Origin of the sequence: Pseudomonas corrugata, assembly GCF_050920615.1 — a bacterium.
Lineage (GTDB): Bacteria > Pseudomonadota > Gammaproteobacteria > Pseudomonadales > Pseudomonadaceae > Aquipseudomonas > Aquipseudomonas corrugata.
Map to the genome: position 1 here is coordinate 3,346,740 of NZ_CP130434.1, position 24,802 is coordinate 3,371,541.

A 24,802-nucleotide genomic window follows, 5' to 3' on the forward strand; every position below is an offset into this window, starting at 1 on the left:
AATTCCCATGACGATTTTTGAACAAGCCCCTCAGCCCACCGCCCCAGGTGTCTGGCTGGCGGATACCGATGCCGATGTCCGGGTAAAAGTCCAACAAAGGGTGGTCGGTCAACTGCTGCAAACCCTGCTGTACGAGGACGTGCTGGCGTACCAGTGCCAGGCGCTTGCGGACGGCCGGTATCGTTTCATGGTGCAAGGCATCGATGCCGCGCAACAACCGGTGCAATACCACTGCAATGGCCTGCGCAGCAGCAGTTTTGAGCTGATCCGCCTGGATCACGCCAGCCTTGAGCGAGTCGATGCCGCAGGCCATTCCCGGGTACCTGACCTGCACCAGGCGTTGGCCGAACTGCTTGGCGAGTTCGAGGGCAGCACCCATCTGCCGCGCTTTATCCAGGAACTGGAGCAGACCCAGCTCAAGGATCTGCAATCGCGCAGCCAAGGCTACCGTGCACCGCGTGCTCCCCATCGGCTGGACGTGGATGCGCTGGAACAGCACTTCATGGACGCCCACAGCTACCACCCGTGCTACAAATCGCGGATCGGTTTCTCCCTGCACGACAACACCCGCTACGGGCCGGAGTTCGCCAGCCCCATCGCCATTGTCTGGCTGGCCGTGGCCAAGTCCTGCGGGGCGATGAACCATTCCAGCAAGATGGATTTCGACGCGTTCATCCGCCAGGAAGCAGGGGAGACGCGCCTGCAACAGCTGGCCACGATCCTCGAAGGCCGCGGTCAGTCGCCGGACGCTTACTGGGTGCTTCCCGTCCACCCATGGCAATGGGAAAACACCATTGTCCCGACGTTCTACCCTGAGCTGCTCAGCGGCGAATTGATTTACCTGGGCACCTCGCAGGACCAGTACAAGGCCCAGCAATCGATCCGCACCCTGGCCAACGCCAGCGCGCCCGAGCGCCCTTATGTCAAGCTGGCGATGAGCATGACCAACACCTCCAGCACGCGGATTCTGGCACGGCATACGGTGATGAACGGCCCGATCATCACCGACTGGCTGCAGCAACTGATCGCCACCGACAGCACCGCCCGTGCCCTGGATTTCGTCATCCTCGGTGAAGTGGCCGGGGTCAGCTTCAGCTACGACCACCTACCGGTCACCCGCGCGTCTCAAGCCTACGGCACTCTCGGCGCTATCTGGCGTGAAAGCATCCATGCCTACCTCAAGCCCGATGAGCAAGCGGTGCCATTCAACGGCCTGAGCCATGTGGAAAACCGCTACGGCCAGGGCGAGCAACTGCCGTTCATTGATGCCTGGATTGCCCAGTACGGTTTGCAGGCCTGGACCCAGCGGCTGCTGGAAGTCACGGTGCCGCCGATCATTCATATGCTTTACGCCGAGGGCATCGGTATGGAGTCCCACGGTCAGAACATTGTGCTGATCACCAAGGACGGTTGGCCGCAACGCATTGCCCTCAAGGACTTCCACGACGGCGTGCGCTACTCCCCGGCGCACCTGGCGCGGCCGCAACTGTGCCCGACCCTGGTGCCATTGCCCGCCAGCCATGCAAAGCTGAACCGCAACTCGTTCATCCTCACCGATGACGTGAATGCGGTACGGGATTTCTCCTGCGACTGTTTCTTCTTCATTTGCCTGGCGGAAATGGCGATTTTCTTGCGCCAGCACTATCAGCTGGATGAAACCCGCTTCTGGCAGATGACCGCCGACGTCATCACGGCTTACCAGGCTGCGCACCCGCAACACCGCGAGCGCTTTGCGTTGTTCGACGTGTTCGCACCGTCCTATGAGGTGGAGGAACTGACCAAGCGCCGCCTGCTGGGCGACGGGGAGCGGCGCTTCAAGTCGGTGCCCAATCCGCTGCACCCCTTCAGGCCGCAGACATGCTGAGAACCAATCAACTGAAGCTCAAGCTCGCTGCGGGACAGGCCGCCTATGGCCTGATCAGTTCGATTCCGTCGGCCATGGCGATCGAGTTGATCGCCGAGGCCGGTTACGACTTCGTGATCATCGACATGGAGCATGTGCTGATCAACCCGGAAACCGTGGAGCACATGATCCGCATGGCCGAAGCCTACGCCGTCACACCCTTGGTGCGGGTGGCGGACCTGAATCCGAAAACCCTGCTGCGCCTGCTCGACGGCGGCGCCCAGGGCATCGTGTTGCCGATGATCGAAAGCCCGGAGCAACTGGCCGATGCGATTGCCGCGTGCAAGTACCAGCCGTTGGGGCGGCGCAGCCTGAATGCCGGGCGCCCCGGTTCGTTTGGCAAACACAGCCTGGCCGAGTACGTGGGACTGGCCAACGAGCAAATCATGGTGGTGGCGATGATTGAAAGCGCCGAAGGCGTACGGCGTGCGGCGGACATCGCGGCGGTGCCCGGCCTGGACATGATCCTCGAAGGCGCGGCGGACCTGTCCCAGTCTCTTGGCACGCCCTGGCAGATCAACACGCCGGCGGTGCAACAGGCGCTGCTGGACACCTGGCAGGCGGCCCGCGATGCCGGCATTCCCTATTGCGCCATTCCCCGCCAACCCGACGACCACGCCCGCTGGCGTGCCCGAGGGGTGAACACCTTTGTACTGGGCGACGAGCGCGGCATCGCGTTTCGCGCCCTCCAGGGCCGCTTGGCCACACTTTCTTCAGAAGGACATGAATCAAGATGACTCGCCTGACCTCACAAGCCCTGGCCCAAGCCGCCGATATCGTCATGCAGGATCTGGTGGATTGCTTGCTGGCCGAACATTTCTTCGGCAGCGAGCCGTTGCCCCTGGCACGCATCGGCGACTGGCAGCAGGCCCACCCGACAGCGCCGGTGCTCGACGGGCTGCCCCCGCAACAGTGCATCTGGGATTGGTGTTACGACCCGACCGAACAGCGCTTCATCAGCATTGCCCTGCGTGCGGGTATCACCCAACAGTGGGAAAAAGTGCCGGGTACAGCGGTGCTGGCCCGGCAGGAGGAACAATGGACCGTGCTCTCCCCGGAAGACTTCATGAAGCGGGTGTTCAGCGCGATGGCCGAACGCTTCAAGGACAACGATAAAGGGCTGGCGCTGTTTCTCGATGTGCTGCGCACCAGCGTCAAGCAGACGGCACTGTCCTTGTCCCATGCGGTAGATGACCGTGAGTTGATGGCCCAGGATCCGGCGACGTTCTTGCGCACCATGGAACAGTGGGCCTCGCTGCGCGACCGTCCCTATCACCCGCTGGCCAAGGCCAAGCAAGGGCTCGACGACGAGGAGTACCTGCGTTACCAGGCCGAGTTCGCCCGGCCGGTAGCCTTGAACTGGGTGGCGGTGGACCGCACGCTTCTGCAATGCGGTGAAGGCGTGGGAGACCTGGCGCAGTGTTATCCGGCACGTTATCTGTTGCCTGAACCTCTGCAGGCCCGGCTCGCCGGGGAAATGCAGTCACGGGGCCTGGCCGACAGCCACATCGCGCTGCCAGTCCACCCCTGGCAGTGGGACCACGTCCTCGACGAACAGCTGGGTGCGGTATTTGCCAAGGGCGACTGCCAGCGCCTGAGCTTCAATGAGGGTGATTTCTTCGCCACCTCATCGCTGCGCTCCATGACGCCGTGCTTCGACAGCGCCGACTACCTCAAGTTGCCAATGGCCATCCACTCCCTGGGCGCATCGCGCTACCTGCCAGCGGTGAAGATGATCAACGGCGGCCTGAGCGAAGCCTTGCTCCACGAGGTCCTGGACAAAGACGCGACCTTGCGTCACTCGCTGCACCTGTGCAACGAGGGCAAGTGGTGGGCGTTCATGCCACCCGAGGCCACGCTGTTCGATGAGGCACCGAGGCACCTGTCGGCTATGGTTCGGGGTTACCCCAGCGCGTTGCTCAACGATGCCGATACCCGCCTGCTACCCATGGCCGCCCTGGGCACGCCGCTGCCGGGCAGCAACCGCCACTTCTTCGATGACTGGATGCGGTATCGCAACCTGCCGGCGGACGCCGAGTCGGTCATGACCCTGTTCCGCGAACTGGCCCGCAGTTTCTTCGACATCAATCTGCGCATGTTCCGCCTCGGCATGCTGGGGGAAGTCCACGGCCAGAACGCTGTGCTGGTGTGGAAGGACGGCCATGCCGAAGGCTTGCTGCTGCGCGACCACGATTCGCTGCGGATCTTCGTGCCGTGGCTGGAGCGCAACGGCATGGCGGACCCGGTGTACCGCATCAAGAAAGGCCACGCCAACACGCTGTACCACGCGCGTCCTGAAGACCTGTTGTTCTGGCTGCAGACCCTGGGCATCCAGGTCAACATGCGCGCAATCATGGACACCCTGGCGCAGGTCTATTCGATGCCGGTGAGCGGTTTGTGGCAGGCCCTGCGGGACGTGCTGGACGAGTTGATCGAGACCATCGACTTCGACGCCGAGACCCGGGCGATGCTCAAGGCGCAACTGTTCGACGCACCGAACTGGCCGCAGAAGCTGTTGCTCACGCCCATGATCGAGCGGGCCGGTGGGCCGGGCAGCATGCCGTTCGGCAAGGGCGAGGTGGTCAACCCGTTCCGCCGGCTGTCGCTGGAGGCCTGAGGGCATGGCGGTCACTCGAGGGCTCGGGATCGAACCGGCATTCACCGATGCGGCCCGCCGGTTTACGGCTGGCGAGTGGGCGGTGCTCAGCGGCCCCTTGCGGTTGAAACCGGCAGGGGAACGCGATTCGTCGCGTTCCCTGGCGGCCCATGAACTGTTGAATGGCGGTGTGTGCCTGCGGCTGTTGGACGAGCTGACGCCGGTCCTTGGCTCACCGTCCCGGGCAATCACCGCCTCGCTGTTGAGCAAGCGAATGTCGTTCCTCATCACCAACACCTGCCTGTATGCGCTGTCGGCATGCGACAAGGGGCTGCTGATGTCCTTGGACAACAGCGTCATCGAATACGGTCACGACGAGGGACGCTGGACCTCGTCGATGCCATTGCTGGACCTGGAGAGCTGGACCTATGCCGCCGGCGAGCGGGAGGCTTGGCGTGAAGCGGTGGTCGGCAGCCTGTTCGCCGGGCTGCTCAAGCCATTGTGGGATCGGTTCGCCCAGGTCAGCGGCATCTCCCGACGCATCCTCTGGGAAAACACGGCGGTGCGGGTCTATTCGCTGTATGAAAAACGCATGGACAGCCTGCGGGACCCGTCCACGCGCCGGCGCATCAATGCCGACTTCGACTGGCTGCTGAACCAGGCCGATCCTGGGCTGTTCGGCCTGGATTACAACCCGTTGCAGCATTTTCGTCGCGCCCCCATGCCCCTTGCCGATGGAGGCTGTCGGCGATTGCGGCGCACGTGCTGTTTCTATTACCAAGCGAGCAACCCGGTCGAATACTGTTCGGCCTGCCCGTTGCTGCGCAAGAGAACAAGACATGAATGATTCAATCACGCCAGCGGAGCTCACTGAGTCGCTGTTGGCACAGTACCGGGGTATCGCTTCGTCCACCCTGGGGCACTTCACCGACAGCGGTTACCTGCGGGGTATTCGCCCGCTGTTCGATAACCTGCGCATGCTCGGCAGGGTGGTCACGGTCAGGCTCTTCACACCCGACGGCAGTGTCTTGCGCGAAGCCTTGCTGTTGAGCGAGCCGGGGGATGTGCTGGTGGTGGAATGCGTGGGTGACCCCGATTGCGCTTGCTGGGGAGAATTGCGCACCCTGGCCGGCCTGATCAAAGGCCTGGCCGGCGTCGTGGTGTGCGGCGCGGTGACCGATGTGGCCGCCCTGCGGGCCCATCGCCTGCCGGTGTTCAGTCGCAGTGTCAGCGCTTTCACAACCCGTAGCCTTGGGCTCGGCGGCGAAGTCAATCAGCCGATCCGGGTGTCGGGTGTCACTGTGCATCCGGGCGACCTTGCCATCGGCGATGACGACGGTGTGTTCATCCTCGGGGTGCAACAGGCCATCGATCTGCTGCCCAAACTACTGACGAAAGAACAGGCGGATCGGCAGAAAAGAACCGAGTTTCTGCAACGGATTTAGTGGCCTGTGTGGTTGATTCGCGCACTCAAATCAACCGTACAGGTCACTAGCGCTGAGCGTCAGGCGTCGCGGAACAAGTCGTGGGCGTCCAGCAAGCGCCAGGCGATTTCCGGGCGTTTTTCCAGCCCGCGGCGAATGGCGGCCGGGATCGATTGGCGAATCTTGCGGCAGAGACCGGGTTGTTCCTGGAACTCGATGGCGATACCGCGCATGGTCCGGACTTCGTTATAGCCCGGCTCGATGGTCAAGCGGATGCCCAGGTTTTCGTAAAGCCGCTGTTGCAACCGTTCGAGCTCGGCCAGGTCCTGGATGTTTTCCAGCCGTTCGAGCAGGCGCTTTTCTTCCTGACGGTTCAGGCAAAGGATGCGCAAGTCGCTGCCCGCCGTTTCCAGCAATGCATCGCGCCCGCAGTCGCAGACGCCAGGCGGGCAGGGGGGGCGGATCGGAATCGACGCGGTCATGGGCTCCACAAATCCGGGTACGACGAAACTGCCGTTGAGTCCATCGGCGGTCCAGGCAATGTGATGCCTGGCGATATTGGGGTCAACCCTGTCATATGGCCGCCGGTCTGTCACCTGGCATGGCCCGCTCGTCTGTTTATCCGCCGATCCGATCAAATTTTTCCAACACGGGCACCCTCAAGAAAGACAGGCACGTTACGGTCCGCTCCGTCATCGGCACCGCGACGGCCCCGTGGCAAGCATAAGGAGAGTCCGATCGATGCAAGCGAATCTGTCTACATTACCGTTGCTGGAAGAGTTGCTGATGGCCCGCGGACCCGGCGGACAGGAAGACGAAGTCCGGCAAATCTGCCTGCGGGAACTGGAACCCCATTGCGACAAGACCTGGGTCGACCCGGCCGGCAACGTGATCGGCTTGATCAAGGGAGTCGTCAGCGGTAGCGGCCGCCAAACGCCGGTCAGGGTCATGGCGCATCTGGACGAAATCGCCATGCTGGTCAAACGCGTCGAACCCGATGGAACACTTCGGGTAGTGGCCTTGGGAGGTGCTAACCCGATCAACTTCGGCGTGTGCCCGGTGGACATCCTGGGCGATCGGGATTTCATCCCGGGTGTGTTGTCGTTCGGCTCCATGCACAGCACGGCCGAAACCCATCAGGGGGCGGATGTCCTGTCCGGGAATGTGCACTGGGAAGATGTCCACGTGATCACCCGTTGTTCCCGGGAACAATTGCACAGGCACGGTGTGCGCCCTGGCACGCGGGTGGTGCTGAGCCAGCACTGGCGCCGGCCGTTTCGGGTGGGCGATGCCATTGCCGCACACTTTCTCGACGACCGTGCACCGATGGTCGCGACCCTGCAGGCTGCCGCGCTGTTGGCCGAGCGCCGGGCGGAACTGACCGGTGAAGTGTATTTCGTGTTCAGCACCCTGGAAGAGGAGTCCAATGCCGGAGCACTGTATGCCGCCGCCCACCTGCCGGGCGAGGTGACCGTTGCCGTCGAGGTCGGGCCGGTAGTGCAAGAGTATGGAACCCGGTTGAGCGTCAACCCGATCATCAATACGGGGGACGAAAAAGGCTGCTACAGCCGCAATATCGTCGACCAGTTGTACCGTGCCGGCGAACGCAGCGGCCTGGAGCCGCAATTTGCATTGCTTGTGGACTTCGCCAGTGATGCCAGCGCCGTCATGGGCAGCGGCGTGTCGGCCATGGGAGGTTGTATCGCGATACCCACGGAAAACACCCATGGGTATGAGCTGATCCTGGAAGGCAGCATTGAAGCCTGCGCGGCGACGTTGCTGGAGTTCCTGCTCAATCGATGAGGCCCTGCGGCCAGTGAACCCTATGGTGTGCGAGCCTGCTCGCGATGACGGCGGAACCTTCAACACAGGAGCAAGCAGATCCACCGCTATCGCGAGCAGGCTCGCTCCCACAATGGGCCAAGGTGCCAGCAGGATTTGAGTCCCACCGCAGGTTCTCTGTGGGAGCGGGCTTGCTCGCGATGACGGTGGCACATTCAACACTGGAGCGGGCAGACCCACCGCTATCGCGAGCAGGCTCGCTCCCACAATGGGCCAAGGTGCCAGCAGGATTTGAGTTTCACCGCAGGTTCTCTGTGGGAGCGAGCCTGCTCGCGATGACGGTGGCACATTCAACACTGGAGCGGGCAGACCCACCGCTATCGCGAGCAGGCTTGCTCCCACATTGGGCCAAGGTATTGGCAGGTGTTGTGTCTACAACCCCAGTTCGGACAACCCAGGGTGATCATCCGGCCGGCGCCCCAGGGGCCAATGGTATTTGCGTTCGCTTTCCTGGATCGGCAGGTCGTTGATGCAGGCGTAGCGGTTGCGCATCAGGCCTTGTTCATCGAACTCCCAGTTCTCGTTCCCATAAGAACGGAACCAGTTGCCCGAATCGTCGTGCCATTCGTAGGCATAACGCACGGCGATGCGGTTGTCGGTGAACGCCCAGAGTTCCTTGATCAGCCGGTAATCCAGTTCCTTGGCCCATTTTCGGGTCAGGAAGGCCTTGGCGTCTTCGCGGCTATGGACGAATTCGGCGCGGTTGCGCCATTGGGTGTCCAGGGTGTAGGCCAGGGACACTCGCTGTGGGTCACGAGAGTTCCAGCCGTCCTCGGCCAGGCGAACTTTCTCGATAGCCGATTCACGGGTGAAGGGCGGCAACGGCGGACGAACTTCAGCAGGGGACGACATGGCAATTCTCCGGCGAGTGATGAATCAAGTTTCATGACCTTTGATGAGGCAGGCTTTTTACTGCTTTTCAACCAACAACACTTTCAACATGTCCTGGGCGTGATCGGCGGCACTGTGATCGCCCATGACCAGTGCGACAGTAATGGCCCCATCGATCAGAATGAGCAGTTGTCGGGCCAGGGCTTCGGGATTTTCGGCGCCTTGTTCAACGCACAACCGGGTGACGTAATCGAGCAACTTCTGCTTATGCAACTTCGCCAATTGGCGAACCGGGTCCTGTGGGTCTCCGGTTTCACCGCTGGTATTGATGAACGCGCAGCCTCTGAAGCCGTCGCTGTCAAACCAGCCCTTGAGCACGGTGAACAGGTTGTACAGCCGTGCAGCCGGGGTAGGGGCCTTGTCGACCTCGGTGCTGAACCAGTGCATCCAGCGCTCGTCCCTTCGCGCGAGGGCGGCCAGGATCAGCTCGTCCTTGTTGGCGAAATAGCGGTAGATGCTTTTCCTGGAGACGCCGGCGGTTTTCACCAGAAGATCCATGCCGGTGGCGGCAATGCCACTCTTATAGATCAACTTTTCGGCGACATCGAGGATGATGTCTCGTGTGTCGTTACTGATGATTTCGTTCATGGCGAATACAGTGGAACGACCGTTCTCCTTGGTCAAATGTTTTTTTCCTGTGGCTGCCCTTTTTGAAACATGGCTTGCTGGCAATGGGGCTCCGCCATCGTGATCGCGAGCAAGCTGTGCTCCCACAGAGTCCCAAACCCATCCGCCATGGTGTAAGCTCAGCGGCTCTTCGGAATCGACCTTTTGCGAGCCCTATGCCGTCGCTTTTCAAACGCTCCCTGCTGCCCAAGCTGCGCAGCTTTGCACTGACCGCCGATGCCGTGACCATCCTCGATGGCGCAGCCGAGTTTCGCCGTTGCCTGCTGGAAAAAATCGCCCAGGCCACCCAGCGCATCTACATCGTCGCCCTGTATCTGCAACAGGACGAAGCCGGCCAGGAAATCCTCGACGCCTTGCATGCCGCCAAAGCGGCGCGCCCGGAACTGGAGGTGGTCGTGGTGGTGGACTGGTTGCGGGCCCAGCGCGGGCTGATCGGCGCCAAGAAGCAGCCGGGCAACTCGGCGTGGTACCAGGAGCAGACGCGCACCCATGCCAGCAAAGTGCCGATCTACGGCGTGCCGGTACAGACCCGCGAACTGTTCGGGGTGCTGCACCTGAAAGGTTTCGTGATCGACGATTGCGTGCTCTACAGCGGCGCGAGCCTGAACAACGTCTACCTGCACAAGTTCGACAAGTACCGCTACGACCGCTATCACCTGCTGCAGAACACGGCGCTGGCCGATTCGATGCACCACCTGGTGCAGCACGGCCTGATCACCTCCAAGGCCGTGCATCGCCTGGACCTGCCGAACCTGCCCAGCACCCGCAGCTTGCGCAAGGACATTGGTGACCTGCGCAGTCGACTCAAGTACGCGGCCTATGACACCACGTCCGGTAGCCTCGACAAGAGTGGCCTGTCAGTGAGCCCGTTGCTGGGCGTCGGCAAGAACAATCCGTTGAGTCGGGTCATCGGCGAACTGATCGCCAGCAGCCGCCAGCAACTGACCATTTGTACGCCTTACTTCAACCTGCCCCTGGCGGTGACCCGGGAGCTCAACCGCGCCCTGGCCCGTGGGGTAAAGATCGACATCATCGTCGGCGACAAGACCGCCAACGACTTCTTCATCCCGCCCAGCGAACCGTTCAAGATCATCGCCGCGCTGCCTTACCTGTATGAGATCAGCCTGCGTCGTTTCGCCAAGCGGCACCAGCGCTACATCGACAGTGGTCAATTGAACCTGCACTTGTGGCGTGACGGCGACAACAGCTATCACCTCAAGGGCATGTGGGTCGACGAGCGCTACACCTTGCTGACCGGCAACAATCTCAACCCACGAGCCTTCCGCCTGGACCTGGAAAACGCCTTGCTGCTGGACGACCCCAAGGGTGAGTTGCTGGGGCCTCGTCAGGCCGAGCTCGAGCAGATCTACCGGCACACCCGCCGAATCGACCGCTACCTGGACCTGGAAGCGCTGCCGGACTACCCGGCCGCGGTGGCCAAGTTCCTGAAACGGGTCAGTCGGGTGCGGATCGAACGGCTGCTTTACCGGATCCTGTGAACGCCGGCACCATGGCCGAAAAAGACACCATCTCGATACAGCTGGTGCGTGAGGCGCTGCTGCAAAGCTGCGCCCCAGGCCCTGCAACCGATGAAGTGTTGAGCAAGGTCGGCATCGATCCCGGGTGGCTCGACAATCCCCTGGCGCGGGTGCCTGCCGCAGCCTATGCGCGGCTCTGGCGCTTGCTCGCAAGGCGCCTGGACGATGAGTTCTTCGGCATGGATCCGCGCAAGCTCAAGTCCGGCAGCCTGGCGTTCCTGTGCCAGTGCGCCATGGCGCAGCCAACACTGGCGACCGGCCTGACAGCGGGGCTGGGGTTCCTGTCGCTGATGCTTGAGCAGTTGCCTGCCCAATGGGTGCGCCAGCAGAGCCTGGCGGAAATCGTCTTGCTGGAAGACGATCAGGAGCCACGTCGGGCCTTTACCTACTTCACCTATTGGATGATCGTCCATGGCGTGGCCTGCTGGCTGGCTGGACGGCGCATTCCCATCCTCTCCGTCGAGCTGCGCTGCCCGGCGCCGGATTTCTGCGATGACTATCGGGTGATGTTTTCCCAGAACCTGCGCTTCGACCGCCCCCGTACCCGGATGATCTTCGCCGCCGAGTACCTGGACCTGCCCATTCGCCGCAGTGTCGAAGAACTCAAGCGTTTCCTGGCCCGGGCGCCGGCCAATATCCTGGTCAAATACCGCGACCCGCAGAGCCTGGCCAGCCGGATCCGGCACGACCTGCGCCAGTTGCCGGCCGAGCAATGGCCGGAAACCGAAGCGCTGGCCCAGCAGTTGTGTGTGTCGGCGTCGACCCTGCGCCGGCGCCTGGCGGAAGAAGGGCAGACCTATCAGGGACTCAAGGACAGCGTGCGCAAGGAGCTGGCGATCACCTGGCTCGCCGAACCCTCCATCAGTTTCGTCGACATCGCTTCGCGCCTGGGTTTCGCCGATGCCAGCTCGTTCTACAAGGCATTTCGCAAGTGGTCCGGGTCCAATCCGGGGCATTATCGCAGCTTGATTCTCAACGACCCCCGCTGATTCATCGGGCCCCGGCTTTCAGCTTTCAGCGCGCGATACGGGGCTCCCACTTTGTTTGATGCGAGATCGGCAACTTGCACGAATCGCCACGGCCTATCGGAAAGTACTGGAACCCCCGCTGCGCCAGGCGCTCTGCGTCGTACAGATTGCGGCCATCGAAGATCACCGGGGCCTTGAGCCGTTTTTGGATCAGGTCGAAATCCGGCGCCTTGAACTGTTGCCACTCGGTGCAGATGATCAGCGCATCGGCACCGCTGAGGGTCGCTTCCGGTGTGCCCATCAGGCTGAGATTGAGATGATCCTGGTACAACGATTGGGTCTGGCGCATGGCCTCCGGGTCAAATGCCCGTACGTGAGCGCCGGCTTCCCATAGCGCTTCCATGAGTACCCGGCTGGGCGCGTCCCGCATGTCATCCGTGTTGGGCTTGAATGCCAGGCCCCACACCGCGAACGTCCGGCCTTGCAGGTCGCCCTCGTAGAACGCATTGACTCGCTCGAACAGTTTTTGCTTCTGTCGCTGGTTGATCGCTTCCACCGCCTGCAACAGGTCATTGGAGCACTGGACCTGCTGGGCGCTGTGGATCAATGCGCGCATGTCCTTGGGAAAGCAGGAACCGCCATAGCCGCAGCCGGGGTAGATGAAGTCATAGCCGATGCGCGAGTCGGCGCCGATGCCCAGGCGCACCGATTCTACGTCGGCGCCCAGGTGCTCGGCCAGCTCGGCGATCTGGTTGATGAAGCTGATCTTGGTGGCAAGCATGCAGTTGGCCGCGTACTTGGTCAGCTCGGCGCTGCGCAGGTCCATGAACATGATGCGTTCATGGTTGCGATTGAACGGTCCATACAGTTCACGCATCACGTCGCGGACATCATCCCGCTCGCATCCGATGACGATCCGGTCGGGACGTCTGCAGTCAGCAACGGCTGAGCCTTCCTTGAGAAACTCCGGGTTGGAGACGATAGCGAAATCCAGTATCCGGCTGTGGTGTCGCAGGGCCTCGTTCATTCGGTCACGCAGGGCATCGCCGGTGCCCACGGGGACCGTGGATTTTTCAACGACGATGACGGGCTCGGTACGGTGCCGGGCAATGGCTTCCCCCACTGCGAAGACGCTGCCCAGGTCTGCTGAACCGTCCGGGTGCGAAGGGGTGCCTACGGCAATGAACAGGACCTTGCCATGCTCTACGGCAAGCTTTTCCTCGTAGGTAAAACGCAGCCTTCCATTATCCAGATTGTCCTTTACCAGCGCGGCCAGGCCAGGCTCGAAAATGCTGACGTGGCCCTGATTGAGGGCCGACACTTTTTCGGCGTCGATGTCCATGCAGACGACATCGTGACCGACCTCTGCCAGTACGGCTGCCTGGACCAGACCGACATAGCCGCTACCGAATACGCTGATTTTCATACGACCTTCCTGGGTTCGGATGCTTGAACGGGGCGAGAGTTGATGGTGAGGACGCCGAGGATGACCAAGGTCACTCCGAGGCTTTTCGAGAGGCTGAAGCTTTCATTGAAGAGTGGCAGCGCGGCGGCAAGCAGGTACACCAGCGCATAGCTGATGCTGAGCAGCGAATAGGCGCGGCCCAACGGCAGGTCCCGCAACGCAAACAGCCAACAGAGCATCGACAAGGCATAGGCAAAAATGGCTCCCAGGACCACGACCAGCGCCATTGGGTCGACGCTGCCCGCGAGCCACTGCCCAGGCAGCGGAAGGCGACTCATGCTCCAGCGCAAAGCCAGCTGCGCGATGCTGACCAGCAACACGCTGCCCAGCGCAAAAATGACACCGCGGCGAAGATTCATGCGTGCTGTCCCAGCAACATCACCCCGACGATCACCAGGGCGACGCCCAGCCAATGGCGACGGTCAACGGTCTCGTGGAATACAAAGCGGGCGACAAGGGTGATCAATACGAAATTCAGGCTCAGCATGGGGTAGGCGATGCCCACTTCGAGGCGCTGCAGTACCAGCAGCCACACCAGCAGGCCAGCCCCCAGCGTCGCAAGCGCCAGCCACAACCACGGCGAGCGCAGTTTCTCTCCCCAGCCCGACGACCGGCCGCGCCAACCCTCGACGGCGTACTTCTGGGCAATCTGTCCCAGACACGTCAGCACGCAGGCAGCCAATAGCAGCAACAAGCTCATGATGCGTCCTGAGAAAAGATCAGGATGACCAGGTTGCCCTGTTCATAACGTTTTCCGTCCTTGGGTAACCGTTCGATTTCCTCCAGCTCCTCTTCACCCTTGACGCGCATGACCACGCCGACCGAACCGCCTCGACGGGCGTCGCGCATCCATTGCTGCACCTGTGGCGGGTCGACCCGTTGCTGCAGGCCGTCAGGGTAGGCAAGGCCATACTTCAATTCACCGATGGTGTTGTACAACGCCACCTCCGGACGCTTCAGGCGCCAGGCGAGGGCGGATGCGGCGCCAAGGTCGTTGGCCAGCAACTTGTCGGTATGACTTAGTTCATCGAGGTGTTCGAGGATGAACTGGTCGGGCATCTTGTTGGTGACCACGGACGCGGGCATCGCCATTGGTAGCAAGCCGATCAGCAGCAGGCTGCCGAAGGCCGGGGCCGCCCAGCAGCGCAAGGGCCTGAGGGCTTGCAGCAGGTTGCTCATGATCCAGCCGATCAGGCCGACAGAAACCAACACAAGATTGTGCGGCTCATGGGCGTACAGCGGTTTCTTCAGTTGCAGATAGACCAGGGCAAGCAACGCCAGCAAGCCCAGCACCAGGTTGAGCCAACCGTTCATGGCAAGGGAGCGGCCTTGCTTGTGCTCCAGCCGGTCCGCCAGGGCATGGCCCAACAGCAGCGCCAGCGGCAGCAGGCACGGCAGGATGTAGCTTGGCAACTTGCCTTTGCTGAGGCTGAAAAACAGCAGTGGCATCAACAGCCACAACAACAGGAACGCGATACTCGCCTGACGCCGTGTCTGCCACGCTTGCCGTAGCGCAGGCGGCAGCAGCGCCACCCACGGCAGACTGAACGCCACCAGCAGCGGTAGATAGAACCACCAGGGCGAGTCATGCTGGGCATCGTCCCCGGCAAAGCGCCGGATATGCTCATGCCAGAAAAAGAATCGCCAATAGTCCGGTTCCTCGGCGTGCACCGCCAGGGCCCAGGGCAGGCTGACGATAATCGCCACCGCGATTGCCAGTGGCCCGAAGACCAGCAACTCACGCCAGCGTCGTTGCCAGGCCATCCAGGGCAGGGCGATCAGCACCGGCAGCAACCAGGCGAGAAAACCCTTGGTCAAGAAGCCCATGCCGCATGCCAGCCCCAGCATCGCCCAGCCGATCAGGCGCTGGTTGCGGCCGTTGCTGTCCAGAGCAAACCACAAGGCGGCCAGACTCAGGTTGACCCAGAAGGTGAACTGCGGATCGAGGTTGGCGTAACCTGCCGCGCCTGCGACCACGGTCAGGCTCATGTACAACAGCGCGCAGACGAAACTCTTGCGAGGATCGTTCCATAGCCGGCGGGCAAGCAGGTAGCACAGCATCACGCTGAGCCCGATGCTGATGGCCGAGGCAATGCGCACACCGAACAGATTCTCACCGAACAGTGCCTGGCCGAGGGCGATCATCCAATAGCCGGCCGCCGGTTTTTCGAAGTAGCGCAGGCTCATGAAGTGGGGCGAAACCCAGTCGCCACTCAGCAGCATGCCCTGGCTGATCTGGGCGTAACGGGTTTCGTCGGGAATCCATAGCCCATGACTGGCCAGCGGGAGCAGGTATGCCAACAGGCAGGTCGCCAGCAGCAGGGGGAGTGCCCAGGGCTTGCTCATGCGCCTTGCACTCCCAGCCAGCCTTCACGCCCTTCGAGCGTGCCGCGCTTCACCCGACCTGCTGGCAAGCCTTCAATGGCTGCAGGTAGCAGATCGCCCAGGGGCTGAAAGCGGATGCTTCGTCGGCCCGCTTGCGCCAGCAATTGGCGGAAAGGGTTGGCCATCAGTATCCCTTCGACTTCGGCATGGATCGTGTAGACGTTGAGTTTTCCGGCGGCAAAGCGCTCAAGGATGAAAGCGTTGTAATCCTTGGCCATGACGCTTGGGCCAACCACCTCGTCGAAGGTCGGCAGGTCCACGGGGATCTGTGGCGTGCCCAGGTCCCCGCCGGCCAGCACGGGCCGGAACAGGCTCTGTCCCCGGCAATCGCTGTTGTAGCGAAAGCCGAACCCTTGCTTGGCCTCGATCACGCGTTCATCGGCGCGCCAACCAGCTGCCGCCGAACATGTAACGGGTTCGCCGAGGATATCGCCGAGGCTGTCTACGCCTCGGCGAATCTGCTCGATCAGCCGTGCCTGTCCCCAGCGCCCTGCGTTGGCCTGCCAGCTATGGTGATCCCAAGCGTGCAAACCAACCTCATGCCCAGCCGCCCGAGCCTGACGCATCAGGTGCCCGAGATCGCGGCCGATAGGCTTGCCGGGCCAGGCGGTACCGGCCAGGAGAATGTCCCAGCCATACAGCCCAACGGCGTTGGAGCGCAGCATTTTCCATAGGAATTGCGGTCGCAGCAGTCGCCACAGATGACGTCCCATGTTGTCCGGCCCGACGCTGAAGAAAAACGTCGCCTTGACCTGTGCCTCCTGGAGAATATCCAGTAACTGCGGTACGCCTTCGCGCGTGCCCCGGTAGGTGTCGACATCGATTCGAAGACCCGCCTGCATCAGCGTTGGTCCGCGATTTCAAGCATCGCTTCGCGCAGGAAGAAGTCCAGCGTGTTGGCGATGGTTTCACTCATCTGCACGGTTGGCGTCCAGTCCAGCAGGCGCTTGGCATTGGCGATGCTTGGTTTGCGGTGTGAGACGTCCTGGTAACCGGTGCCGTAGAAGGCCTTGCTTTCGACGTCGCGGAACCCGGCGAAAGGCGGAAAGTTGTCGCGCAACGGGTGCGCCTCGAACTGTCTCAGCAGCTCCTCGCCCAACTGGCGGATACTGGCTTCGTTGTCCGGGTTGCCGATGTTGATGATCTGCCCGTTGCAGGCGTCATTCTGGTTGTCGATGATCCGCGCCAAGGCCTCGACACCGTCGGCGATATCAGTGAAACAACGCTTCTGTTCACCACCATCAAACAGGCGGATCGGCGTACCTTCCACCAGGTTGAGGATCAGTTGGGTAATCGCCCGGGAGCTGCCGATGCGTGCCGAATCCAATCGATCCAGGCGCGGCCCCATCCAGTTGAAGGGGCGGAACAAGGTGAATTTCAGGCCTTTCTGGCCGTAGGCCCAGATCACCCGGTCGAGCAGTTGCTTGGAAATCGAGTAGATCCAGCGCTGCTTATTGATCGGGCCGACAACGAGGTTGGAGGTGTCTTCGTCGAAGTTGTTGTCCTGGCACATGCCATAGACTTCGGACGTCGAGGGGAAGATCACGCGCTTGTTGTACTTGACGCAGTAGCGCACCAGTTTCAGGTTCTCTTCGAAATCCAGCTCGAACACCCGCAGCGGATTACGGGTGTACTCGATGGGTGTGGCGATGGCTACCAACGGCAGGATGACGTCGCATTTCTTGATGTGGTATTCGATCCATTCGGAATGGATGCTGATGTCGCCTTCGACGAAGTGGAAATGCGGGTGACTACGCAGGCGCTCGATGGCATCGGAGCCGATGTCGAGGCCATAGACATCGTATTTGTCGTCGCGCAGCAGTCGTTCCGACAGGTGATTGCCGATGAAGCCGTTGACGCCCAGGATCAACACCCGGGTACGCCGTGGACCTCGGCGAGACTCCGTGCCGCGTAGCACCGAACCGTCAACCAGTCCCAATTCGTTGGCCAGTTGTGGCCCGCCCAGGTACAGGCCGTTTTCGTTGCGTTGGCCCGAGGTGATCACCAGCGAATCCACACCACACGCAATGCGCAGCGGGTCGACGCTGATGACGCGCCCCGGATCCTGGCCTTCGTTGCCCTCGACGACTTCCGCGCTCCAGACGATCAGCTTGTGTTCGCCAACGGCGCAAAACGCCCCGGGATAGGGTTGGGTCACGGCTCGGACCAGATTGAACAGTTCCTCGGCCGGGCGCTGCCAGACCAGCTTGCCGTCAGCCGCCGTGCGCCGACCGAACACCGTGGCCTTGGATTCGTCCTGCTCTCTTTCGCGGACCTCACCGGCAAGCAGGCTGGGCAGCGTGTCGCGCAGCAGGTCGATGGCCGCCTGGCGTAATTTGCCATGCAAACTCAACGCGGTGTCGCTGCGCTCGATGGCGACCTTTTGCTGGGCCAGGATCGCACCGGCATCCGCGCGTTTGACCATGCGATGCAGGGTTACGCCAGTCTCGGTTTCACCGTTGACCAGCACCCAATTGGCCGGCGCCCGTCCGCGATAGCGCGGCAGCAGGGAACCGTGCAGGTTGAACGCGCCTTTAGGAGCAATGGCGAGCAGCGGTTCGCTCAACAAGTGACGGTAGTAGAAGGAGAACAGGTAATCAGGAGCGAGCTTGCCGATGCGCTCGATCCACAGCGGATGATTGACGTCTTCGGGAGCATGAACCGGGATGCCCTTGCGCGCGCACAATTGCGCGACGGAGCCGTAGAAGGTGTTCTCCTTGGGGTCGTCGGCGTGGGTAAACACCGCGACAATGTCGAAGCCGGAATTGAGCAGGGTTTCGATGCCGGCACAGCCGATATCGTGATAGGCGAAAACTACGGCTTTTGTGCTCATGAGTGAACCTGATCTGAAGAAATGGAAGTAAGGCCGTCAACGGTGATAACGGGAGCCGGCGTGGCAGGTTGTCCACGCAGGACTTTTTCGACGAAGAAACGGGGGCGGGCACGCACATCGCTGTACATCCGCCCCAGGTATTCCCCCAGCAAGCCCATGCCAATGAATTGCCCGCCGGTGAACACGAACAGCACGGCGAACAGCACGAAGGTTCCGCCGCCGGCCCAGCCGGCACCGAAGACCAGCCGCAGGACGATCAAGGCGATGGCGAACAACACGCCCAGACCGGCCATGGCGAAACCAACGATGCTCAGCAGCCGCAGAGGTGTGGTGGTCATGCAGGTGATCAGGTCGAACATCAGGTTGACCAGGCGCATGGCGCTGTACTTGGATTCCCCGTGCTCGCGCTCGGCGTGGCTCACCAGGATCTCCGTGGTGTGCCGGGCAAAGCTGTTGGCGAGGATCGGGATGAAAGTGCTGCGTTCGCGGCATGCGAGCATGGCGTCGACGATGGACCGACGATAGGCACGCAGCATGCAGCCGTAGTCGCTCATGGCAACGCCGGTAGAGCGTTGCACCGCCAGGTTGATCAGCTTCGACGGCCAGCGCCGCAGGGCCGAGTCCTGGCGGTTGTTGCGCACCGTGGCGACTACGTCATAGCCCAGTTCGGCCTGGGCCACCAGGCGCGGAATCTCTTCGGGCGGGTTTTGCAGGTCCGCGTCGAGGGTGATGATGACGTCGCCCTTGCAGTGTTCGAAACCGGCCATGATCGCGGCGTGCTGACCATAATTGCGGTTCAGGATCACCGCGACGATCGGGCTGCCCCGCAGCGTCGCGGCTTCTTCCAGTATCTGCGCCGACTCGTCCCGACTGCCGTCGTCGACCAGCACGATTTCGTACTTGTGGCGCAATTGCCGACATGCCGCTTCGGTACGCCGAAGCAATTCGGGCAGACTTTCTTCCTCGTTGTAAACCGGAATGACAATTGACACGCAATTGATCGGATAAGGTTTCACAGGTGTGCATCCAGGACGTTTTCAATGGTGTCGACGACGCGACTCACGTCATCGCCGGTCATGTCGGGAAACAGCGGGATCGAGCACAGACGAGCCGAATTCCATTCTGTGTTGGGCAGATGGACGTCAGGGAAGCGCTGGCGGTAGTAGGTGTGCAGGTGCGTTCCGATAAAGTGGATGCCCGTGCCGATATTTTGCTCCTGCAAGGCTTTCATGAACGCTTCGCGGTCCAGGCCGCAGCGCTCGGCATCGATACGCAGGACGAACAGGTGCCAGGCGTGCTGCTGCGCATAGGTCGGGATCGCCAATGGCTGTACCTTTGAACCTTCCAGCCGTTGCAAGTACACCTTGGCCAGTTCCGTGCGCTTGGCGTTGATGTCGTCCAGGCGCTCCAATTGCACGAGAGCTATGGCGGCGTTGATGTCGGCCAGGTTGTATTTGAAGCCTGGCTCCATCACTTGCGCCTGGGGCTTGCGACCATGGGTGAGGCGGTCGTAGGCGTCGACGCCGAGGCCATGGAACTTGAGCATGCGCACCCGAGCGGCGAGTGCTTCATCGTCCGTGACGAACATGGCGCCTTCGGCGCAGGTCATGTTCTTGATCGCATGGAATGAGAAAATGGCCGTGCCCTTGGCGCCGACGTGGCGATCTTTGTAGCGGGTGCCGGCCGCGTGCGCGGCGTCTTCGATAACGGCGATACCGTGTTTTTCCGCCAACCCATAGAGAGGGTCGAGGTCGAACGCGGCACCGGCATAGTGCACCGGGACGATCGCCCGGGTACGCGAGGTAATGGCCGCTTCGATGCTCGACAGATCACTCATGAGCGTGTCGCGGTCCACGTCGACGAACACCGGTGTGGCGCCTAGCAGGCAGATCATGTTGGCCGTCGACACCCAGGTCTGGGACGGCGTAATGACTTCATCGCCCGGGCCAATGCCTAATGCAAGTAACGCGATATGCATACCGCCGGTGGCCGAAGAAAGTGCAACGGCGTGCCGGCAGCCGACATAGGCGGCGAACTGCTCTTCAAGTTGCTGGCTTTTCGGGCCCGTGGTGATCCAGCCGGAGCGCAGTACCTCATTTACAGCGGCAATCTCTTCCTCGCCGATACTGGGGCGAGAGAAGGGCAGAAACGTTCGACTCATGGGGGCCTCAGGGACTGAAGAGTAACCGTTGAAACGAGAGATTGGATCCAGCGACAGCGTAGACGCTAAAAGAAAAGCTGCATCAAAGAGTTACCTTGTAGGAAACACATCCTTGTCATGTTTTCACCACCGGTTGGCGGATGCACACTTATGACAAGTGGCCCCGTATTCATTGAGGTTAGGCGATTTTCTTTGAAAGGATTGTGAAAAAAAGATCAGTGAAAAAAACTTAACTTGTCAGGTGCGACTCAGGTTTAAGTCTGTTTCGTACATCGCTAGTAGCGGAATGCTTACAGGCGATTTTTAATATGTATTACATTTTCGTTACTGGGCAGATATTTTTCTGATACCTATCAACAGGATCGCGCACGAAACGTTTTTTTTACCGTTGTCACTCCCGCATTGAGCAAGTCATGTTTCGATCATAAAACCGTCATTTGTTTTTGATAGAAGCTCTGCAAGTGCCGAAAAAGTTGGGCCATCAAACAGAGTGAAGTATGCAAGTGACCGTTTTGAGTAGCCGGTATGTCAGTTTCAAGGCGCGCGCCTGTCTTCCAGTTGGACAGGAGTCCGTCGCATGACCATTCTGGTCACCGGCGCCGCCGGCTTCATTGGCTTCCATACCGTCAAGCGGCTATGCGCCGATGGCCATCAGGTCATTGGCATCGATAACCTCAATAGCTACTACAGCGTCGAGTTGAAGCGGGCCCGGCTGGCACAGCTGGATGCCTGCTCCAACTTTCAGTTCCGCTGGCTCGATGTCGCCGACAATCAGGCGTTGCGGGAGCTGTTTGCCGAACAACCTTTCGAGCAGGTCATCCACCTGGCTGCCCAGGCCGGCGTGCGTTATTCCATCGACAATCCCGACACCTACGCGCAAAGCAATCTGGTGGGGTTCCTCAATATCCTCGAAGCCTGCCGTGCCCATGGACCGGCGCATCTTGTCTACGCCTCGAGCAGCTCGGTATATGGCTTGAACGAACACCTGCCATATGCCACGACCGACCCGGTCGATCGGCCCATGTCGTTCTACGCCGCGACCAAGCGCGCAAACGAGTTGATGGCCCATTCCTACTCCCATCTCTATGGCATCCCTACGACCGGCCTGCGCTTTTTCACCGTGTACGGACCTTGGGGGCGACCCGACATGGCGCTGTTCAAGTTCACTGACGCTATCCTGAACGGCCGCGCCATTGATGTGTACAACGATGGCGCGATGTCTCGGGATTTCACCTACATCGACGACATCGTCGAAGGCATCGTCCGACTGCTGCCACTCCCGCCCACCGACAAGAGCGGTGCACCGAACAAGGTCTACAACATCGGGCACGGTTCGCCGGTGAAGCTTCTGCATTTTGTCGAGTGCATTGAAGAGGCGACGGGCTTGCGCGCCATCAAGAATTTCTTGCCGTTGCAATCAGGCGACGTGGTCGACACGTGGGCGGACACCCGCGACTTGGAAGAACGGGTGGATTTTCGCCCTCGGACCCCGGTGTCCAGCGGCGTGCGGTCGTTTGTCGATTGGTACCGCGACTATTACCGCGTTTAACCGCGCATTTGGAATATCTATAGGAAAGTCATGCACGAAACCCCTTATGTATCCGTCTTGATCCCGGCGAAGAACGAAGCAGGCAATCTCATCCCCCTGTTGGAGGAGGTGCGTGCGGCGCTGGTCAACGAGGCATTTGAAGTGATTGTGGTGGACGACGGCAGCACCGATGCCACCGCGGCCGAACTGCGCACGCTGCAAGGCCAGGGCTACCCTCAGTTGCGGGTGCTCAGCCATGCGCGCTCCCTGGGGCAGAGCACCTCGATCCACCATGCCGCGGTGGTGGCTCGCGGGCACTGGTTGGCGACCCTGGATGGCGATGGCCAGAACGATCCGGCCGATTTGCCGAAGATGCTCGACCTCGTACGTGGTTCGGAAGGCAAGCCCGCGGGCGTCAAGCTGGTGGCGGGGCATCGGGTGAACCGTCGCGACACGGCGAGCAAGCGCTGGGCTTCACGATTTGCCAACAAGCTGCGGGCCAGCCTGCTGAAGGACCAGACCCCGGATACTGGATGCGGCATCAAATTGATCGAGCGCGAGGCGTTCCTGCGCCTGCCGTACTTCGATCACATGCACCGCTTCATTCCTGCCCTTATCCGTCGTCATAACGGTCGGATGCTGGTTCAGCCGGTCAATCACCGTGAACGCGGGGCAGGGGTGTCCAACTACGGGAACCTGGACCGGGCCCTGGTGGGCATCGTCGATCTGTTGGGGGTGTGGTGGTTGATCAAACGCACCCGTCTGGACGTCAACGCGCAAGAAAGCGAGGCCTGACATGGGCAGGGAATCGATGTGGTTGGCCGTGGGATTCATGGGCCAGTTGGTCTTTACCGGGCGCTTTGCCCTGCAGTGGCTCTACAGTGAGTACAAGAAACGCAGCATGATCCCGGTCGGCTTCTGGTACCTGAGCATCGCTGGCAGTGCATTGCTGTTGGCGTACGCCATTTATCGCGAAGACCCGGTCTTCATTCTCGGCCAGTCCTTTGGCTTCATCGTGTATCTGCGCAACTTGCAACTGATCGCTCGGCAGCATGAAAACAAAGGCCTTGAGCTGGATAAAAGAGGCTGAAACGGTGCGGATACGATTAGCTTCCCCTCGGTTGGAATTACTGGGCTTTGCAGTGTTGGCGCTGGTCATGGTGGGGGCCGGGCTTGGCTGGCGGCAACCGCTGAATGTCGATGAAGAGCGTTTCCTCGGCGTGGCTCTGGAAATGCTGCAGAATGGCTCGTGGTTCATTCCTCACCGGGCCGGGGAAATCTACGCGGACAAGCCGCCTCTGTTCATGTGGGCCGTGGCGCTGTTCGTGCAACTGACGCACCTGCCCAAAGTTGCCCTGTACTTGCCGGCGCTGCTGGCCGGCAGTGTGACCACGGTTTGCCTGTATGACCTGGGCCGGCGCTTATGGGGGCGACGTATCGGTGTGATTGCTGCGCTGCTGTTCCTGGCGACCTACCAGACCTACAGCATTCTGCGCACTGGACAGATCGATGGCTTTCTCGCGCTCTGGACCATTCTGGGTCTCTATGGCCTGTGCCGGCATCTGTTGCTTGGGCCGGACTGGCGCTGGTACTACGTGGCCTGTGCGGCGATGGGATTCGGCATCATCAGCAAAGGAGTTGGCTTTCTGCCGGTGTTGATGCTGATTCCTTACGCCTATGCAGTGCGCAAGGGCTGGAAAGGCGTGGTGCCGATGCCTGGCAAGGCCGGTGCCTGGTGGCTGGGGCTGCTGGTGGCGCTCGCTGCCGTTGCGGTATGGCTGGGCCCGCTGTTGCTGATCGTGGCGCAGGGCAGTGCCGACAGCCTGGCCTATGCCCAGGAAATCCTGTTCAAGCAAACGGCGGGGCGCTACGCCAACGCGTGGGAGCATCGCGAACCCTTCTGGTACTTCTTCGTCGAGGTGATTCCCAAGTACTGGTTACCCATATTCTTCATGCTGCCCTGGCTGGTGCCAGCCTGGCGCAAGCAGTTGCTCAAGCACGATGGTCGGGTGTTGGTATTGCTCGGCTGGGTGGTGCTGGTACTGCTGTTCTTCAGCCTGAGCAGCGGCAAACGCAAGTTGTACATTTTCCCCGCTTTGCCCGGGTTGATCCTGCTGGTGGCACCGCTGGTTCCGTGGATGTTGCACCGCTGGTTCAGCCAGCGTCCGCGAGGCAGGACGGTATTTACCGTGCTGACCGTGGCGTGGCTGTGCGCCTGGTTTGTTCGCGGGTTCATCGAGCCGCACAAGGAGGGCGTCAATCCCCACGAAACCCTCATGGCTGACGTCGCGCGACTGAGCAATAACGCCGAACTGGTGTTGGTGGGATGGCGCGAAGGGCACTGGTTGTTCGCCCGACAACCTATCGTGCACTTCGGTTTCTATAGCAATCAGTCCCTGGAACAGTCCGCGCTGTGGCTTCGCAGCCATCCGCAGGCCTATGCGCTGGTGCCTGAGCGGGACCTGGCGCGCTGCTACGACCCGCAAAAGGCCCGCAGCGTCGGCGAGACCTCCAGGGCCGAGTGGTTCCTGGTGGGGGCCGATGCGGATAACCAGCAGTGCCAGCCTCCGGCACCGGGGAAGGTGTATTCATTCGCGTGGAAGCAGCTTTTGTAGCGACTGGGAGATTGCTATCGCGGGCA

At 61.2% G+C, this 24,802-nt stretch carries 23 protein-coding genes; 12 read left to right on the forward strand and 11 right to left on the reverse strand.

From position 1 onward, the window contains the following. Positions 1 to 7: 7 nt before the first annotated feature. The 5 genes from QZH45_RS15065 to QZH45_RS15085 are packed head-to-tail and all read left to right on the forward strand — an operon-like array spanning position 8 to position 5,944. Positions 8 to 1,864 carry an IucA/IucC family protein gene (locus QZH45_RS15065; RefSeq protein ID WP_024777667.1) on the forward strand — a complete coding sequence of 619 codons (1,857 nt, stop codon included), beginning with the start codon at positions 8 to 10 and terminating at the stop codon, positions 1,862 to 1,864. Then, positions 1,858 to 2,640: an HpcH/HpaI aldolase family protein gene (locus tag QZH45_RS15070; protein WP_024777666.1), complete on the forward strand. Its 783-nt coding sequence runs from the start codon at positions 1,858 to 1,860 to the stop codon at positions 2,638 to 2,640. The genes QZH45_RS15065 and QZH45_RS15070 overlap by 7 nt, the downstream gene beginning before the upstream one ends. Then, positions 2,637 to 4,520, forward strand: a complete 1,884-nt coding sequence (locus tag QZH45_RS15075) for an IucA/IucC family protein (RefSeq protein ID WP_024777665.1) — start codon at positions 2,637 to 2,639, stop codon at positions 4,518 to 4,520. The genes QZH45_RS15070 and QZH45_RS15075 overlap by 4 nt, the downstream gene beginning before the upstream one ends. 4 nt (positions 4,521 to 4,524) lie before the next feature. Beyond that, on the forward strand, positions 4,525 to 5,346 hold the full coding sequence (locus QZH45_RS15080) for an IucA/IucC family C-terminal-domain containing protein (RefSeq protein WP_024777664.1): 822 nt from the start codon (positions 4,525 to 4,527) through the stop codon (positions 5,344 to 5,346). Beyond that, the gene (locus QZH45_RS15085; RefSeq protein ID WP_024777663.1) at positions 5,339 to 5,944 is read left to right on the forward strand and encodes an RraA family protein; all 606 of its coding nucleotides are present in this window, start codon (positions 5,339 to 5,341) and stop codon (positions 5,942 to 5,944) included. The genes QZH45_RS15080 and QZH45_RS15085 overlap by 8 nt, the downstream gene beginning before the upstream one ends. A gap of 59 nt (positions 5,945 to 6,003) precedes the next feature. Here QZH45_RS15085 and QZH45_RS15090 read toward each other — a convergent pair whose 3' ends face one another. Further along, positions 6,004 to 6,405, reverse strand: coding sequence for a hypothetical protein (locus QZH45_RS15090; RefSeq protein ID WP_024777662.1), 402 nt, complete (start codon positions 6,403 to 6,405; stop codon positions 6,004 to 6,006). A gap of 259 nt (positions 6,406 to 6,664) precedes the next feature. Between QZH45_RS15090 and QZH45_RS15095 the strand changes: the two genes are divergently transcribed. Further along, positions 6,665 to 7,726, forward strand: a complete 1,062-nt coding sequence (locus tag QZH45_RS15095) for a peptidase M42 (protein ID WP_055135464.1) — start codon at positions 6,665 to 6,667, stop codon at positions 7,724 to 7,726. A gap of 411 nt (positions 7,727 to 8,137) precedes the next feature. On the opposite strand, the gene QZH45_RS15100 is transcribed toward QZH45_RS15095, so the two are convergent. Continuing rightward, entirely contained in the window at positions 8,138 to 8,617 is a 480-nt protein-coding gene (locus tag QZH45_RS15100; RefSeq protein ID WP_053193863.1) for a DUF1348 family protein, read from the reverse strand. Between the two features lie 57 nt (positions 8,618 to 8,674). Continuing rightward, positions 8,675 to 9,244, reverse strand: a complete 570-nt coding sequence (locus tag QZH45_RS15105; protein ID WP_024777329.1) for a TetR/AcrR family transcriptional regulator — start codon at positions 9,242 to 9,244, stop codon at positions 8,675 to 8,677. 194 nt (positions 9,245 to 9,438) lie between these two features. On the opposite strand from QZH45_RS15105, the gene pssA reads away from it, so the two are divergent. Further along, the gene (gene pssA, locus QZH45_RS15110; protein ID WP_024777328.1) at positions 9,439 to 10,782 is read left to right on the forward strand and encodes a CDP-diacylglycerol--serine O-phosphatidyltransferase; all 1,344 of its coding nucleotides are present in this window, start codon (positions 9,439 to 9,441) and stop codon (positions 10,780 to 10,782) included. Positions 10,783 to 10,793: 11 nt separating this feature from the next. Then, positions 10,794 to 11,810, forward strand: a complete 1,017-nt coding sequence (locus QZH45_RS15115; protein ID WP_024777327.1) for an AraC family transcriptional regulator — start codon at positions 10,794 to 10,796, stop codon at positions 11,808 to 11,810. A gap of 25 nt (positions 11,811 to 11,835) precedes the next feature. On the opposite strand, the gene QZH45_RS15120 is transcribed toward QZH45_RS15115, so the two are convergent. Genes QZH45_RS15120 through arnB form a run of 8 tightly spaced genes read right to left on the reverse strand, consistent with a single transcriptional unit; the run spans position 11,836 to position 20,633 of the window. Further along, the gene (locus QZH45_RS15120; protein ID WP_024777326.1) at positions 11,836 to 13,215 is read right to left on the reverse strand and encodes a UDP-glucose dehydrogenase family protein; all 1,380 of its coding nucleotides are present in this window, start codon (positions 13,213 to 13,215) and stop codon (positions 11,836 to 11,838) included. After that, positions 13,212 to 13,613 (reverse strand): 4-amino-4-deoxy-L-arabinose-phosphoundecaprenol flippase subunit ArnF, encoded by a 402-nt coding sequence (arnF, locus tag QZH45_RS15125; RefSeq protein WP_024777325.1) that lies wholly within the window; start codon positions 13,611 to 13,613, stop codon positions 13,212 to 13,214. The genes QZH45_RS15120 and arnF overlap by 4 nt, the downstream gene beginning before the upstream one ends. Beyond that, on the reverse strand, positions 13,610 to 13,954 hold the full coding sequence (gene arnE, locus QZH45_RS15130) for a 4-amino-4-deoxy-L-arabinose-phosphoundecaprenol flippase subunit ArnE (protein WP_055136142.1): 345 nt from the start codon (positions 13,952 to 13,954) through the stop codon (positions 13,610 to 13,612). The genes arnF and arnE overlap by 4 nt, the downstream gene beginning before the upstream one ends. Further along, positions 13,951 to 15,600 (reverse strand): lipid IV(A) 4-amino-4-deoxy-L-arabinosyltransferase, encoded by a 1,650-nt coding sequence (arnT, locus tag QZH45_RS15135; RefSeq protein WP_024777323.1) that lies wholly within the window; start codon positions 15,598 to 15,600, stop codon positions 13,951 to 13,953. Before arnT ends, arnE begins: the two co-directional genes overlap by 4 nt. Further along, entirely contained in the window at positions 15,597 to 16,481 is an 885-nt protein-coding gene (gene arnD, locus QZH45_RS15140; RefSeq protein ID WP_024777322.1) for a 4-deoxy-4-formamido-L-arabinose-phosphoundecaprenol deformylase, read from the reverse strand. Before arnD ends, arnT begins: the two co-directional genes overlap by 4 nt. Further along, positions 16,481 to 18,472 carry a bifunctional UDP-4-amino-4-deoxy-L-arabinose formyltransferase/UDP-glucuronic acid oxidase ArnA gene (arnA, locus tag QZH45_RS15145; RefSeq protein WP_053193867.1) on the reverse strand — a complete coding sequence of 664 codons (1,992 nt, stop codon included), beginning with the start codon at positions 18,470 to 18,472 and terminating at the stop codon, positions 16,481 to 16,483. The genes arnD and arnA overlap by 1 nt, the downstream gene beginning before the upstream one ends. Next, a complete protein-coding gene (gene arnC / locus QZH45_RS15150) occupies positions 18,469 to 19,488 on the reverse strand; it encodes an undecaprenyl-phosphate 4-deoxy-4-formamido-L-arabinose transferase (RefSeq protein ID WP_024777320.1) in 1,020 nt (339 codons plus the stop codon). Before arnC ends, arnA begins: the two co-directional genes overlap by 4 nt. Beyond that, positions 19,485 to 20,633: a UDP-4-amino-4-deoxy-L-arabinose aminotransferase gene (gene arnB, locus QZH45_RS15155; protein WP_053193870.1), complete on the reverse strand. Its 1,149-nt coding sequence runs from the start codon at positions 20,631 to 20,633 to the stop codon at positions 19,485 to 19,487. Before arnB ends, arnC begins: the two co-directional genes overlap by 4 nt. Before the next feature lie 577 nt (positions 20,634 to 21,210). Here arnB and QZH45_RS15160 point away from each other — a divergent pair. The 4 genes from QZH45_RS15160 to QZH45_RS15175 are packed head-to-tail and all read left to right on the forward strand — an operon-like array spanning position 21,211 to position 24,776. Further along, a complete protein-coding gene (locus QZH45_RS15160; RefSeq protein ID WP_024777318.1) occupies positions 21,211 to 22,182 on the forward strand; it encodes an NAD-dependent epimerase in 972 nt (323 codons plus the stop codon). A gap of 30 nt (positions 22,183 to 22,212) precedes the next feature. Beyond that, positions 22,213 to 22,956 carry a glycosyltransferase family 2 protein gene (locus QZH45_RS15165; RefSeq protein ID WP_024777317.1) on the forward strand — a complete coding sequence of 248 codons (744 nt, stop codon included), beginning with the start codon at positions 22,213 to 22,215 and terminating at the stop codon, positions 22,954 to 22,956. Position 22,957: 1 nt separating this feature from the next. After that, positions 22,958 to 23,251 (forward strand): lipid-A-disaccharide synthase N-terminal domain-containing protein, encoded by a 294-nt coding sequence (locus QZH45_RS15170; RefSeq protein WP_024777316.1) that lies wholly within the window; start codon positions 22,958 to 22,960, stop codon positions 23,249 to 23,251. Next, positions 23,214 to 24,776 carry an ArnT family glycosyltransferase gene (locus QZH45_RS15175; protein WP_080686201.1) on the forward strand — a complete coding sequence of 521 codons (1,563 nt, stop codon included), beginning with the start codon at positions 23,214 to 23,216 and terminating at the stop codon, positions 24,774 to 24,776. Before QZH45_RS15170 ends, QZH45_RS15175 begins: the two co-directional genes overlap by 38 nt. Positions 24,777 to 24,802 lie beyond the last annotated feature (26 nt).